At 61.9% G+C, this 13985-nt stretch carries 10 protein-coding genes; 6 read left to right on the plus strand and 4 right to left on the minus strand.

Annotated elements, in window-relative coordinates:
• Window positions 1–73: 73 nt before the first annotated feature.
• On the minus strand, window positions 74–463 hold the full coding sequence (locus MHH62_RS01610) for a DUF2946 domain-containing protein (protein WP_014718757.1): 390 nt from the start codon (window positions 461–463) through the stop codon (window positions 74–76).
• A 93-nt stretch (window positions 464–556) separates the two neighbouring features.
• Between MHH62_RS01610 and MHH62_RS01615 the strand changes: the two genes are divergently transcribed.
• The 6 genes from MHH62_RS01615 (at window position 557) to MHH62_RS01640 (ending at window position 9415) form a co-directional block, all read left to right on the plus strand.
• Window positions 557–994 (plus strand): DUF3995 domain-containing protein, encoded by a 438-nt coding sequence (locus MHH62_RS01615; RefSeq protein ID WP_014718756.1) that lies wholly within the window; start codon window positions 557–559, stop codon window positions 992–994.
• Between the two features lie 314 nt (window positions 995–1308).
• Window positions 1309–2475 carry an efflux RND transporter periplasmic adaptor subunit gene (locus tag MHH62_RS01620; protein WP_014718755.1) on the plus strand — a complete coding sequence of 389 codons (1167 nt, stop codon included), beginning with the start codon at window positions 1309–1311 and terminating at the stop codon, window positions 2473–2475.
• The gene (locus tag MHH62_RS01625; RefSeq protein WP_339232308.1) at window positions 2472–5648 is read left to right on the plus strand and encodes an efflux RND transporter permease subunit; all 3177 of its coding nucleotides are present in this window, start codon (window positions 2472–2474) and stop codon (window positions 5646–5648) included. Before MHH62_RS01620 ends, MHH62_RS01625 begins: the two co-directional genes overlap by 4 nt.
• Entirely contained in the window at window positions 5645–7096 is a 1452-nt protein-coding gene (locus tag MHH62_RS01630) for an efflux transporter outer membrane subunit (RefSeq protein WP_032901662.1), read from the plus strand. The genes MHH62_RS01625 and MHH62_RS01630 overlap by 4 nt, the downstream gene beginning before the upstream one ends.
• Window positions 7097–7651: 555 nt before the next feature.
• Window positions 7652–8758 (plus strand): cell division protein ZapE, encoded by a 1107-nt coding sequence (zapE, locus tag MHH62_RS01635; protein ID WP_032901681.1) that lies wholly within the window; start codon window positions 7652–7654, stop codon window positions 8756–8758.
• Between the two features lie 165 nt (window positions 8759–8923).
• A complete protein-coding gene (locus MHH62_RS01640; protein WP_014718751.1) occupies window positions 8924–9415 on the plus strand; it encodes a GNAT family N-acetyltransferase in 492 nt (163 codons plus the stop codon).
• 101 nt (window positions 9416–9516) lie between these two features.
• Here MHH62_RS01640 and MHH62_RS01645 read toward each other — a convergent pair whose 3' ends face one another.
• The 3 genes from MHH62_RS01645 to MHH62_RS01655 form a co-directional block, all read right to left on the minus strand.
• Window positions 9517–9729 (minus strand): hypothetical protein, encoded by a 213-nt coding sequence (locus tag MHH62_RS01645; RefSeq protein WP_014718750.1) that lies wholly within the window; start codon window positions 9727–9729, stop codon window positions 9517–9519.
• 141 nt (window positions 9730–9870) lie between these two features.
• Window positions 9871–12108 (minus strand): TonB-dependent siderophore receptor, encoded by a 2238-nt coding sequence (locus tag MHH62_RS01650; protein WP_032901661.1) that lies wholly within the window; start codon window positions 12106–12108, stop codon window positions 9871–9873.
• A 128-nt stretch (window positions 12109–12236) separates the two neighbouring features.
• Window positions 12237–13979 (minus strand): phosphoethanolamine transferase CptA, encoded by a 1743-nt coding sequence (locus MHH62_RS01655; RefSeq protein WP_020302095.1) that lies wholly within the window; start codon window positions 13977–13979, stop codon window positions 12237–12239.
• Window positions 13980–13985: the final 6 nt, after the last annotated feature.

Consider the following 13985-nt stretch of genomic DNA (forward strand, 5'->3'; position numbering starts at 1 on the left):
TGGCTCGAAAACAACGCACAGCTACCCGTACTCCTGACGGAAACGGGGCGATGCAGATCAGTAAGCGCAGGGATCAGGCAAGGGCAGGTGGCGCGCGCGGATTAGCCGCAGGCCAGGTGAAGCGGGCAGGGATGTCAGCGGCAAGCACCACCGCAGCAGGCGGTGCATGGGGTTGCGGCAGGACCGCCACATTCAGGTGGGAGTTGAGCGCCGGGCCCATGCCGCCGGTAGAACACAGCGGGCAACCAAACGCCTTCGACAGCGTTGGCAGGTTCTCGTCCGTCGAGTTGCTGGGCAGCGGCGCCTGGGTACGTGGGTCGACCGTACAGAACTGGCCGCTGATGCCGTTGAGCTGCATCCCCACCCTTTGCCCATGACCAATACTGCAGGCGAACACATTGAACAGGACGCAGCAGTAGAGCATCCAGGCAATGAGTGAACGGTCGGCACGGGCAAGTTTCATGGGGCGGCACTTTATCATCAGCGACCGACGAAATGCCTGCAAAAAAACTCAGGGCGGCTATCCTCATTCGCACATTTTTGTGGAGCGCCGACCATGAGCTTTGTGATTGCGCGGTGGATCGTCGGGGTATTTACCTTCATCAGCATGGTGCATCTGTATTGGGCTGCGGGTGGCAAGCTCGGCAGCCTGGCCGCTATCCCGCAACTGCCCGGAGAGTTTGCCAGCGGGCCCAGGCCGGCGTTCAAACCGTCGGCGCTGGGCACTTTTCTGGTGGCGATGGGGCTGGTGGCGATTGCCTTGCTTGTGTGCCTGCGCGCCGGGCTGTATTTCTCGCCGGTGTCCCATGGGGCGTTGCAGTGGGGCATCAGCGCGATTGCCGTGCTGATGTTTGCCCGAGCGATAGGGGATTCGGAGCTGGTGGGGTTCTTCAAGAAGGTCGGCGGTTCGCGGTTCGCTCGTCTGGACACCTACTTCTATTCGCCGTTGTGCCTGGTGTTGGGCGCCGGCTTGCTGGTAGTCGCCTGGACCTGAGCCTGAGCCCACAGATACCAGGCTGACACCGCGCAATCCAAAGGTGGGAGCTGGCTTGCCTGCGATGCAGGCACCTCGGTCTATCAACCAAACCGGGTCGATCCCTTCGCAGGCAAGCCAGCTCCCACCTTCAGCCGCGTTCGACAGGTAACCCCGAGCGCCACCAAGCCACGCTGGCCGCCATTTGATTCACCTCCAAGTATTTCCCAGACAAAACACACCCCCGGTTTTATAGCGCTTGACCTTCCCAGTATGGCAAGCCGGATAAAAACCCACGTGTCGGTTTGTCTTGAAAATTCCAAGGAGGGTGAACGATGTACACCAAACCAGTCAGCCTGATCACCGGGGTGTTGGCCGTAGCGTTGACGCTGGGCGGATGCTCAGACAATTCACCGCCAGCCGCGGCCGCCAAGCCCCCTGGCGTGCCGGTAGCCCAGGTGGTGGCGCGTGCGGTGACGCCGTTTGTGGAGTACACCGGTTCGTTGACCGCCATCGACCAGGTTCAATTGCGCCCGCGAGTCAGTGGCTATCTGCAAAGTGTCAGCGTGCCTGAAGGGCAGTTCGTGGCCAAGGGCAGTCCATTGTTTGTGATCGATCCGCGTATGTTCCAGGCGGCAGTGAACGCAGCCAAGGCACGTCTGCGCGAGGCCGAGGCCAATGCGTTGCTGGCCCAGGCCGAGCATGGCCGTGCCGAGCAGTTATATGCCAAGAAGGTGGTGGCACGTGATCGTCTCGACACCGCCGTTGCTTCGTTGAACGCCGGCAGAGCGCAGGTGGAGGCCGCCAGGGCTGCGCTGGATACGGCCCAACTGGACCTGAGTTACACCCGCGTCACCGCACCTATCAGCGGGCGTATCGACCGCGCCCTGGTGACGGAAGGCAACTATGTCACCCGTGGGGAAACAGCGCTGACCACGATTGTTTCCATCGACCCCTTGCATGTGTATTTCGATGTGGATGAACGCACCTACCTGCATTCGTTGGCAGCGACGCGGCAACACGCCGGGGCCAAGGGCGAACAAGCCGCCAAGGTCATGGTGGCGATGCTCAACGACACCACCTATGCACGGGCCGGTCGCGTGGATTTTCTGGCCAACTCGGCTGACCGCAAGACCGGCACGGTGCGCGTGCGTGCGGTGGTGGAAAACCCGGATGGGCGCTTGACGCCGGGGCTGTTCGCCAAGGTCAAGCTGGATACCGGCGCGGCGCAACCCCGGGTGTTGATTGCCGACCATTCCATCGGCACCGACCAGGGCCGTCGCTATGTGCTGGTAGTCGGTGAAGGTGATAAAACCGAATACCGCCCGGTGGAACTGGGCCCAGTGGTCGACGGCCTGCGGGTCATCGAACAGGGGCTGCAACCGGGCGAGCGCATTGTCGTCAAAGGGCTGGTGCGCCCCGGCATGCAGGTGACACCGCTGGCCGCCAGCATCGAGGGCAAGCCGCTTGAGGCGCCGCTGGCGGTGGGGGGCGTGCAATGAGCTTCCCACGCTTTTTCATTGACCGACCGATCTTCGCCATTGTCCTCTCGGTGTTGATGATGATCGGCGGCATCGTGGCCTTCTTCCATTTGCCGTTGAGCGAATACCCGGCCGTCACGCCGCCCACGGTGCAAGTGACCGCGTCGTATCCGGGGGCCAACCCGCAGGTGATTGCAGAGACGGTGGCAGCGCCGCTGGAACAGGTGATCACCGGGGTGGAAGGCATGCTTTACATGACCTCGCAGTCGGCCACCGATGGCCGCATGATCCTGACCGCGACCTTCGCCCAGGGCACCAACGCGGACATGGCGCAGATCCAGGTGCAGAACCGTGTTTCGCGAGCTTTGCCGCGCTTGCCCGAAGAGGTGCAGCGCCTGGGCGTGGTCACGCAGAAGACCTCGCCGGACATCCTCATGGTGGTCCACCTGCTGTCCCCCGACCAACGTTATGATCCGCTCTATATCTCCAACTATGCCTACCTGCAGGTGCGCGATGAGTTGTCGCGCCTGCCGGGGATCAACGATGTGCTGGTGTGGGGCGCGGGTGAATACAGCATGCGCCTGTGGCTCGACCCGGACCTGATCGCCGCCCGAGGCTTGACCGCCGGTGATGTGATTGCTGCCGTGCGCGAGCAGAACGTGCAAGTGGCCGCCGGCTCGGTCGGCCAGGCGCCGGACTCTACTGCGGCGTTCCAAGTCACGGTCAATACCCTCGGGCGCCTGACGGACGAAGAGCAGTTCGGCGATATCATCATCCGCACCGGCGATAACGGCCAGGTCACGCGCCTGCGTGATGTGGCCCGTATCGAGATGGGCGCCGATGCCTACGCGCTGCGCAGCCTGTTGGACGGCGAGCCGGCGGTGGCCTTGCAGATCATCCAGAGCCCAGGGGCCAATGCCCTCGATGTGGCGCAGTCGGTGCGCGAGACCATGCAGCGTCTGCAAACCAACTTCCCCGAGGGGCTGGTGTCGCGGATTGCCTATGACCCCACCGTGTTTGTGCGCGCTTCGCTGGAGTCGGTGGCCATCACGCTGATGGAAGCGATCCTGCTGGTGGTGATCGTGGTGGTGGTGTTCCTGCGCAACTGGCGTGCGTCGCTGATTCCTTTGATGGCCGTGCCGGTGTCGATCATTGGCACCTTTGCGGTCATGCACCTGATGGGCTTTTCCCTCAATACCTTGTCGCTGTTTGGCCTGGTGCTGTCGATTGGCATCGTGGTCGACGATGCCATCGTGGTGGTGGAGAACGTCGAGCGGCATATCGAGAACGGCGAGGAGCCGATGCAGGCTGCGCGACGGGCGATGGGCGAGGTCACCGGCCCTATCATTGCGATCACCTCGGTGCTGGCGGCCGTGTTCATTCCCACCGCGTTTCTCAGTGGCCTGCAAGGCGAGTTCTATCGGCAATTTGCGCTGACCATCGCGATTTCCACTATCCTCTCGGCGGTCAACTCGTTGACCCTCAGCCCGGCGCTGGCTGGCCTGTTGCTGCGGCCACGGCATGCGGCCTTGGTGCATGACCCGCGCAGCCTGCGTGGTCGCGCCACGCGGCTGCTTGAGGTGCTGGGCCGGCCGTTTCAGCGAGCGCCACAAGCCTATGGCAATACCGTGCGCAAGGTCGTCGGCCGTCGCGGCGTGGCGCTGTTGGCCTACGGCGGTTTGCTCGCGTTGACCTGGTTCGGCTTCAACGTGGTACCGGCCGGCTTCGTGCCGATGCAAGACAAATACTACCTGGTCGGCATCGCCCAACTGCCGAACGCGGCCTCGTTGGAGCGTACCGATGCGGTGGTGCGACAAATGTCGAAAATCGCCCTGGATGAGCCGGGGGTCGAGAGCGTCGTGGCGTTCCCGGGGCTGTCGGTCAACGGCTTCGTCAACGTCCCGAATGCGGCGGTGATGTTTGTGATGCTTGATCCGTTCAAAGAGCGCACCTCGCCGGATATGGCGGCGGTCGCCATCGCCGGGCGTCTGCAAGCCAAGTTTGCGAGCATCCCCGACGGCTTCCTCGGCGTGTTCCCGCCGCCACCGGTGCCGGGGCTCGGGGTGACCGGGGGCTTCAAGCTGCAGGTCGAGGACCGTGGCGGCGTCGGGCTGGAGGCGCTGGTGCAGCAGACCCAGGTCCTGATGACCAAAGCCACTGAGTCAGGCCAAGTGGCCGGGCTGATGACCAGCCTGGACGTCAACGCGCCGCAACTGAATGTCGACATCGACCGCACCCAGGTCAAGAGCCAGGGCGTGCGCCTGGCGGATGTGTTCGAGTCGCTGCAGGTCTATCTGGGGTCGCTGTACGTCAATGACTTCAACCGGTTTGGCCGCACCTACAAAGTCACGGCCCAGGCCGATGCGGACCATCGCATGCAAGCCGAAGCCATCGGCCGTCTGCAGGTGCGCAATGCCGTCGGGGACATGCTGCCGTTATCAGCGTTTGTCACGGTCACGCCGAGCTCCGGGCCTGACCGGGTGATCCACTACAACGGCTATCCCTCGGCGGATATCTCTGGCGGCGCGATGCCTGGGGTCAGCTCAGGGCAGGCGGTTGCGCTCATGGAACGCCTGGCCCAGGAGGTACTGCCCGAGGGCGTGACCTATGAATGGACGGACCTGACCTACCAGCAAAAGCTCGCTGGGTCATCGGCCCTGTTTATTTTCCCGCTGTGTGTGTTGCTGGCGTATCTGATCCTCGCCGCGCAGTACAACAGTTGGCTGCTGCCGTTGGCGGTGTTGCTGATCGTGCCCATGTGCCTGCTCAGCGCAATCCTCGGCGTGTGGCTGGTGGAGGGCGACAACAACGTGTTCGTGCAGATCGGGTTGGTGGTGCTGGTGGGCTTGGCGGCGAAGAACGCCATCCTGATCGTCGAGTTTGCCCGCAGCCTCGAAGCCGAAGGCGCCAGCCCATTGGAAGCGGTGATCCACGCCTGTCAATTGCGCCTGCGCCCGATCCTGATGACGTCCCTGGCGTTTATCGCCGGCGTAGTCCCGCTGGTATTTGCCAGTGGGGCAGGCGCCGAGATGCGCCATGCCATGGGGGTTGCGGTGTTTGCCGGGATGTTGGGCGTGACGCTGTTCGGTCTGTTCCTGACGCCCGTGTTCTATGTGGTGATGCGCAGCCTGGCGCTGCGCGTGCAGCGCCAGGGGGCGAGTCCGAAGGTGCAGCTAAAGGAGAGCGCATCATGAAACAGGCGTATCCAGCTTTTCTGTTGTCGTTGACCCTGCTGGCCGGTTGCGGCTCGGTTGGGCCTGATTACTCCGCGCCGGTGCTGCCTGCTGCGCAGCGGGCGACGAGCTTCGGCGCGCCCATCGCCGGGCTTGGTCCGGGTGAGGTAGAGGTGCAGTGGTGGCAAGTGTTCGACGAGCCGGCACTGAGCCAATTGATCCAACAGGCACTGGCGGCCAACCACGACATCGGCATCGCTGCCGCGCGCCTGGACGAAGCCAAGGCGTTGCTGCGCGAAAGCCGCCAAGGCTTCCTGCCCAGCGGCGGCGCTGCCCTGGGCTACGAGCACCGCCAGCGTAGCGAGGTCGAGACTCCCTTCGGCGAGCAGCGCTCTATTGAAACCACCCGCGCGGCGGTGGATGCAGCCTGGGAAATCGACTTGTTTGGGCGCGTGCGTCGCTCGGTGGAGGCGGCCCAGGCCCAGGCGGGGTCGCGTCAGGCATTGCTGCGCAGCGTGCAAGCGAGCGTCGCGGCGACGGTCGCGGCAACCTGGTTCGAGTTACAAGGGATCGAAGCCGAACAGGCGGTGGTCGCGGATATCAGTCAGAGCCAGCGCGACAGCCTGGGCCTGGTGGGGCAGATGGTCAGCGTCGGCGCCGCCACCGAATTCGACCGGCTGCGGGCCGAGGCCTTGTTGCGCAATGTCGAGGCGGTAGCGCCTGACCTGGAGCGACGTCGCGCCAAGTCAACCAACGCGCTGGCGGTGCTGCTGGGGCAAGCGCCCCAGGGGTTCAAGCCACCGCTGGCCCGGCCTGGGCGTGAAACCTTGAACCTGCGCACGTTGCAGGTGGGAGACCCGGCCGGCCTGCTGGCGCGTCGCGCCGATATTGCCGCGGCCGAACGCACGCTGGCGGCTGCGACCGCGCAGATTGGTGTGGAAACCGCTGGCTTGTATCCGGACATCCAGGTGCAGGGTTCCATCGGTTTACTGGCCGGAAGTCTCAGCGCCCTGGGCGATGCGGGCATGCAGTCGAACTTTATCGCGCCGGTGATTCGCTGGTCGTTGCTGGACACCGGGCGCGTACGAGCGCGGATTGCCGCCAGCGAGGCACGCACCCAGGCGGCATTGATCGCTTATGACCAGACCGTGTTGCGAGCCCTGCAGGAAACCGATGATGCGTTCCAGGCCAACCGTACAGCCGGTAATGCCCTGGGCTTGCGGCTGCTGGAAGCGGCGGCCAATCGTGAGGCAGCCAGCTTCGCGCGTGAGCGGTTTGCGCAAGGTGAAGGGGTGTACCTGGATGTGCTTGAGGCCGAACGCGCGGACTTCACCAGCCGCCGGGCATTGACGGCGGCGCGCACGGAACAGCGCTTGGCGGTGGTGGGGATCTATAAGGCGCTGGGTGGTGGGTGGGAGATCTGTGAGAGGGCGGGGCAGGCGTGCAAGGGGGCCACGGTGTTGCGCTAACGTGGACCTGTGGGCGCTGGCTTGCCTGCGAAGGCGGCCCGCCAGCCGACGCCTATCTACCCGACACCCCAACGATCCAACTGTGGGAGCTGGCTTGCCTGCGATAGCGGCCTGACAGTCGATACAGTTATACCGAGTACATATCCATTCCTGCGGTAACGGCCACTTAGGGTTCCGCTTTTACAGCGGCTCACTTTTGAAAAGCCGGAATGCCGGCCCAGACAAAAGTAAGCAAAACGCTCTTGCCCCACCACTCGGCACCTCGCCCAGGCTCGGTGTGCCCGTAATCCGCCAGTGATTTGGGGGCCGCCGCCACGCGCCATCCATGGCGCGGGGCGGCTAAACCGGCATCCCTGCCGGTTTACCCCCCAAATCCCTGTCGAATTACGGCCAGCGTGGTTTAACGGGGCGCCTAAGATCAAGATCAAGAGCGGCTCGCTTCGCATCGTGGTTACCGTCTACCGTTACAGCGTTGTGCAAATACTCATCCTCGCCTCAGGCAAACAGGCCAAGATTTCGCGCCTCGACAGCTCTGCGTCCGTCATACTGGCAAGCATGACTTTCGACTCGCCTCTCGCCGCTTATCAACATGCAATCGCCCAACCAGGTTTCGTCGCCGACGATGCCCAGCGCCGGGCGGTACAAGCCTTGCAAGCCTGTCACGAGGCCTTGCATCAAGGGCGTTCGTCGATTGCCGGCGTTTACCTCTGGGGGCCGGTGGGGCGTGGCAAGACCTGGTTGATGGACCAGTTCTACCAAAGCCTGCACGTGCCTGCGCGGCGTCAGCATTTTCACCACTTCATGGCCTGGGTCCACCAGCGTTTATTCCAGCTCACGGGCACCCAGGACCCCTTGCAGGCGTTGGCCAGGGAGCTGAGCCAGGCGGTGCGTGTGCTGTGCTTCGATGAGCTGTTTGTGAATGACATCGGGGACGCGATCATTCTCGGTCGCCTGTTCCAGGTGATGTTCGAGGAGGGTGTGGTGATGGTGTGCACGTCCAACCAGCCGCCCGACCAGCTGTATGCCGATGGCTTCAACCGTGAGCGTTTCCTGCCGGGCATCGATGCGCTCAAGCAGCATATGCAGGTGGTGGCCGTGGACGGTGGCGAGGATCATCGCTTGCATCCCGGCGTGGGCATGCAGCGTTATTGGGTGAATCAACCCGAGGCACTGGCGGCGGTGTTCCGACAATTGAGCCAAGGCCAAGCCGTGAACAGTGTGGCGGTAAGCGTAGGGCACCGCACCATCATGACGGTGCAGGCCAGTGATACCGTGCTTTGGTGTCGCTATGCCGACCTGTGTGAGCAACCCCTGGCCGCCATGGATTTCATGCTGGTGTGTGATCGCTTCCACGCCATTCTGCTGGGAGACGTCCCTAACCTCAGTGCACAAATACGCCCGGGTCGAATTGCCCGTGGCACCGAAGATGGCGCCGAGCGCGTGGTGGCCGGGGATCGAGAGTTGCCGCAGTTGTCGGTGCACGATGACAGCGTGCGACGTTTTATCGCGTTAGTGGACGAATGCTACGACCGCAAAGTGCCACTCTTTATCGACGCCGCGGTGCCGTTGCACAGCCTGTACACCGAAGGCTACCTGGAGTTTCCTTTCCGCCGCACCCTGAGCCGTCTGCAAGAGATGCAGCTGCAACGCTTCGCCACATAGGAAAAATCGCTGTACCAAAGCTCATTGCACGCTTTGATGCGCGCAACCTTCGCACTTTCTGTCAGCTATTTGTCGCTTATCTCCTTCATCTACTGCCGACTCCACGCTTACAATCGCACCTCTCAAAGGGAACCGATTCCCTGGTTGTCGCTATCGAGGAAGGACATGGACACCCCAGACATCCTGGTGCTGCAAGCCAGCTATACCAACGCCGTGCACGCCGACGCCATTGGCCTGCTGCTCAACTCTTACGCTGAAGACCCGATGGGCGGCGGCCACAGCCTGCCAGCCGATCTCTTGCAGCAACTGCCAGCCGAACTGGCCAAGCGCCCACACGCGTTCAGTGTGCTGGCGTTCGTCGGGGGGGAGCCAGCGGGGTTGGTCAATTGCTTCGAAGGCTTTTCGACCTTCGCCTGCCGGCCCTTGGTCAACGTCCACGACGTGATGGTGAAGGAGCAATTTCGGGGTTTGGGGTTGAGTCAGAAGATGCTGCAAAAGGTCGAGGAAATCGCCCGGCAGCGCGGTTGCTGCAAGATCACCCTCGAAGTGCTGGAAGGTAATGCCCTGGCGCAGTCGGCATACCGCAAGTTCGGGTTTGACGACTCAGTGTTTGATCCCGCCCATGGGCGAATGCTGTTCTGGCATAAGCCGTTGTAATAAATAACCGGCAAAAAAAGGGCGCCATTAAAGGGCGCCCAATAAACCTTTGCCAACGGAGCAGAATGGCGCAGGGTGCTACGGATTAAGTAAGCATTAACTCAGCTGTTCGGTTGTGCCTGATCAACAGTCTCAGACTTAACCGATTTGCCATCGGCGCTGGCAACTTGTTGCTCAGCCTTGCCGTGGGTTTTTTCCTGAATGAAGCTGAAGTTGTTGTAGAACTCCTTGGAGCGCTCTGCGCCGCCCTCTGCAAAGGCGGCGGCGGAGGTCAGGGTCATCAGGCTGGCCAGTATCAAGGTCGACATTTTCATCGCGGTATTCCCATTAAAAGTGATAGGTGTCCGGTCGCTCCGTGATCAGATCATGGAGCGACTATGGCGCTATCTTATTAAGTGGGAATTAACGGGAGATGCCGTTGAAGTTAACAGTTTTGTTAACTTCAACGGGCGGGGCTATAACTTCCAATCCAATGCCAGCGTGACGGAACGCGGCTCACCCCAATACACGCCGTTATAAAAACCAACGCGCTCGTAGTATTTCTTATCAAAGAGGTTATTCACATTGACCGACGCCGAAACCTGTTCGTCGAACTGGTAGCGCGACATCAGGTTGACCACGGTATAGCCCTGTTGCGTGATCTTCGCCCGGGTGGTTATCGGCCGGCCTTCGCCGTTGCGCTGCCCGGTCGGGCGGTTGCTGAAGTCGTAGGTTTCGCTCTGCCAGTTCACGGCGCCGCCCACCGTCAGGTTGCGCCAGGCGCCCGGAAGGCGATAGGCGCTGGAGATCTTCACCAGGTTCAAGGGTTGGCTGGTGTTATTGCGTTTGTCCGAGCCATTGACTGAATGGGTGTAGGTGTAGCCGGCGGTCAGGTTCCAGTCCGGCGTGATTTCACCGGCGGCTTCCAACTCGAAGCCGTTGACCTTGTTACCTTTGCCGCCGGATCTGTAGTACTCCTCGCCCGTGACCGGGTTGGGCGGGACTGAGTCATCCCGCTCGGCGACGTTGTCCTGGGTACTCCAGAAGTACGCGGCGGCCAGGTTCAAGCGCTCGTTCAGCACGCTGCCCTTGAGGCCCACTTCGTAGTTACTGCCGACCACGGGCTCCAGGTACTTCTTGTTGGCATCACGGTAGTCCTGGGGTTTGAAGATGTCGGTATAGCTGGCGTAGACGGTGTACTGCGGCGTGATGTCGTAGAGCAGGCCGGCGTATGGCGTCCACATATCATTGTGGGTCTGACTGGTTTTGCCCGAAGCGGTCAGTTGGTCGTTGGCATCGTATTTGGGCTCTGCGCTTTCCAGCTCCCAACTGCCGTAACGGCTGCCCAGTACGGCGTGCAAGCGGTCTGTGAGGCTCAGCCTTGTGGCCAGGTAACCGGCTTTCTGTTGTTTCTTGCTGTGCTCACCCTTCAGGTCGGTCACCTGGTCGGTGAACTTGCCGATGCCGCCCATGTGCTTCCAGTCCTGGATGGGGTAGTAGCTGGCTGGCAGGTCGCTGCGCATGAAGGGCGAGACATCCCGTTGGGCGGCTTCGCCATAGCCCATCATCAGCGCGTGTTCGCGGCCCAGCAGCGTGTAGCTGCCGGCCAGGTTGAGGTCGATGGCCTCCATGCGCGAGGTGCCGCGCATATGGCTGGCCCAGGCCGTCATGCCGCTGCGGTCGGGGTTGGGGAAACCGGCGCCGCCGTAATACACCTTGCCATCGGTGTCGCTCTGGCGATGGGTATAGGCGGCCTTCAGGTGCCAGTCGCCGCCGAGCCGATGGTCGAGGGTGGCGAAGGTGGTCTTGTCGGTCAGCGGCCAGGAACTCCAGTGCGCCGCCATGTTGGTGGAGCGGGGCAGCCTGGCCTTGCCGCCCTGGCTGTTCCAGTAGGGCACGGTGCCCCAGGAGGTGCCTTGTACCTGTTTGTCCTGGTAATCAAAGCCGACGGCCAGCACGGTATCGTCGGAAAGATCGCCCTCGAGAATGCCGTAGCCCACTGCCCGCTGCAGCCCATAGTTGTCACGAAAGGACTGGCTGTCACGGTAAGCCAGCACGCTACGCCCGCGCAGTTTGCCGTCGAACGCCAGCGGGCCGCCGACGTCGACGTAGCTGTAGTAGTTGTCATGGCTGGCGCCACTGATACCGGTCTTGGCCTGCCAGTGGGCGGTAGGGCGCTTGCGTACCATGTTGACGGTGGCCGAAGGGTCGCCTGCGCCCGTGGTCAGGCCCGTCGCGCCGCGCACTACTTCGATGCGGTCGTAGATGATGGTGTCGGCGTCGGTCTTCATGTAGCCGAAGGTGTTGAGCATCCCGTCAACCTGGAAGTTGCTGATGCCATAGCCTCGGGCGGAGTAGTAGACACGATCGGAGTCGTAATGCTGAACGTTGACGCCCGTGGTCTGGCGCAACACATCCGTCAGGGTGTTGAGATTGAAGTCGTCCATCTGCTGGCGTGTGACCACCGAGATCGATTGCGGGGTTTCCTTGACGGAGAGGTTCAGCCGCGTGGCGGTGTTCATCGAGCCAGTAGTGTAGGCGCCGGTGTGCTCGGTGGTGGCGCCCAGGCTGTCGGCGCTGATGGTGGTCGCGCCCAGTTCCAGGGCTTTGGCGGGGGCTGTATCGGGGTCGGTGTCGGCCAGCGAATCCGGGCTCAGCGCCAGGCTGAACAGGCCGAGGGTGAAGGTCATGGAACGGGTGAAGGGCGCGAACATCGCTGCAGACTCCTTGTCGTCTTGGATACCTCCCCAGGCAGGGAGGGCTTGGTTCAAAGACGAAAGGAGCTGCGGAACTTTAGGGTTAAACGAGAATGATTATTATCTTTCTGTTGCAAGCCCCTGGCTTATTTGGCCACCACTTCGGCGCCGTCGGCCTTCTTGGGCTTGATCAGGCTGAAGTCGATCAGCGCCTTCTGCTTGGTCTCGTAAGGGTTGCCGATCAACAGGGGGCGTGGCTTGAAGCTGTCGCTTACCAGGCTCTTGCTGTGGTCCAGCTCATCGAAACTCAAGCCTGCCATGTCGGCCCAGGTGTGGATCAACTGCGAACTGCTGTAAGGCCGTTGCAAGTCGCTGGCGAAGCTCCAGTCGTGGCTTTCGCGCCATTTTGGCGAGGCGTAGGCCATGAACGGGATGGTGTACATCGGCGCGGTCGGCTTGCCTTCGTTACGGCCCAAGGTGTCGTGGCCGGCGGAGTCGAACACGTCTTCGCCGTGATCCGACAGGTACAGCAAAAAGCCGTTGGGGTCGGTCTTGGCGTAGTCCTTGATCAGGCTGGAGACCACGAAATCGTTGTACAGCACCGCGTTGTCATAGCTGTTGTAGGTCGGCAACTGCGCATCGCTGACACCCGCTGGCACGCCCTGGCGGTCGGTGAACTTGTCGAAGGTCGGCGGGTAGCGGTACTGGTAGCTCATGTGGGTGCCCAGCAGGTGCACCACGATGAACTTGCGTTCGGCGGTATCGGCCAGGGCCTTGGAAAACGGCGCCAGTACATCGCCGTCGTACTGACGGGCGTTCTGGTTGCGGTTGTTGTTGAGGTACACCTGCTCGTCGGCCTGTTCGGAAAAGGTCGTGAGCATGGTGTTGCGTTTGGTCATGGTCTGCTGATTGGTGATCCAGAAGGTCTTGTAGCCGGCCTGTTTCATCACGCTGACAATCGACGGTGTCTTGAGGTACAGGTCTGGGTTTTCTTCGTCAGCGAAGGTCAGCACCTGTTGCAGCGCTTCAATGGTGTAGGGGCGCGGGGTGATGACGTTATCGAACACGGCCAGTTGGTCGCGCAGCTTGTCCAGTTCCGGCGTGGTGTTGCGCGGGTAGCCGTAGAGGCTCATGCGCTGGCGGTTGGTCGACTCGCCGATGACCAAGACAAGTGTGGACGGCTGGCCGGCCATGCTGTCCTTGAGGTTGTTCAAGGGCGGGATCTTGCTTGCACTGGTGAGCATGCCTTGCATGTTATCCAGCTGCTCGGTGTAGCGACGGTAGGCGACGATCATCTGCCAAGGCACGGCAGGCTCGATGCGGGTTTCGAAACGGTCGATGGCCAATTCCATGGTTTCGCTGGTGGCGATCTGCTTGACCAGTGGGTAGCCCACCACCGCCAGGACGATGGCAATGGCTGCCACGATTGACTGACCGCGCGGCAGGTACACCGGGCGCAAGCGCGTCCACAGGAAGATGGCGAAGGCGGTGTGGGCAATGAACGCCAGCACGATCCACCAGGCAAAGTATTGGGTGGCGTATTCGCCGGCTTCAGAGATGTTCGACTCGAACATGATGAAGATGACGCTCTGGGAAAATTCCTGCTGATAAATGAAGAAATAACCCAGGCTCGCCATGGAGCAAGCCCACAGCACCACGCCGATCAAGGCGGCGAGCAGGCGTGTACGACGCGGGAACAGCAACATCGGCGCCAGCCACAGCGCACTCATGAAGAAGGCCTGGCGGAAGCCACTGAAGCCGGAGGTGCCGGTCAGTTGGATAAGAAGTTGGGTAATACCCGAGAAATACCAGAAAAACAGGAATAACCAGCCAAGGCCGGCCCAATCAAAGCCTTTCGCAGTCGTCGTGCTGCGTTTGAACATCGCCATCCAGCG

The organism is Pseudomonas sp. FSL L8-0168 (assembly GCF_037976155.1).
Lineage (GTDB): Bacteria > Pseudomonadota > Gammaproteobacteria > Pseudomonadales > Pseudomonadaceae > Aquipseudomonas > Aquipseudomonas paracarnis.

Bases quoted from the DNA above. Each gene is read 5' to 3' on its own strand.
- MHH62_RS01610 (WP_014718757.1), bottom strand. From the start codon at position 463: ATGAAACTTGCCCGTGCCGACCGTTCACTCATTGCCTGGATGCTCTAC.
- MHH62_RS01615 (WP_014718756.1), top strand. From the start codon at position 557: ATGAGCTTTGTGATTGCGCGGTGGATCGTCGGGGTATTTACCTTCATC.
- MHH62_RS01620 (WP_014718755.1), top strand. From the start codon at position 1,309: ATGTACACCAAACCAGTCAGCCTGATCACCGGGGTGTTGGCCGTAGCG.
- MHH62_RS01625 (WP_339232308.1), top strand. From the start codon at position 2,472: ATGAGCTTCCCACGCTTTTTCATTGACCGACCGATCTTCGCCATTGTC.
- MHH62_RS01630 (WP_032901662.1), top strand. From the start codon at position 5,645: ATGAAACAGGCGTATCCAGCTTTTCTGTTGTCGTTGACCCTGCTGGCC.
- zapE (WP_032901681.1), top strand. From the start codon at position 7,652: ATGACTTTCGACTCGCCTCTCGCCGCTTATCAACATGCAATCGCCCAA.
- MHH62_RS01640 (WP_014718751.1), top strand. From the start codon at position 8,924: ATGGACACCCCAGACATCCTGGTGCTGCAAGCCAGCTATACCAACGCC.
- MHH62_RS01645 (WP_014718750.1), bottom strand. From the start codon at position 9,729: ATGAAAATGTCGACCTTGATACTGGCCAGCCTGATGACCCTGACCTCC.
- MHH62_RS01650 (WP_032901661.1), bottom strand. From the start codon at position 12,108: ATGTTCGCGCCCTTCACCCGTTCCATGACCTTCACCCTCGGCCTGTTC.
- MHH62_RS01655 (WP_020302095.1), bottom strand. From the start codon at position 13,979: ATGGCGATGTTCAAACGCAGCACGACGACTGCGAAAGGCTTTGATTGG.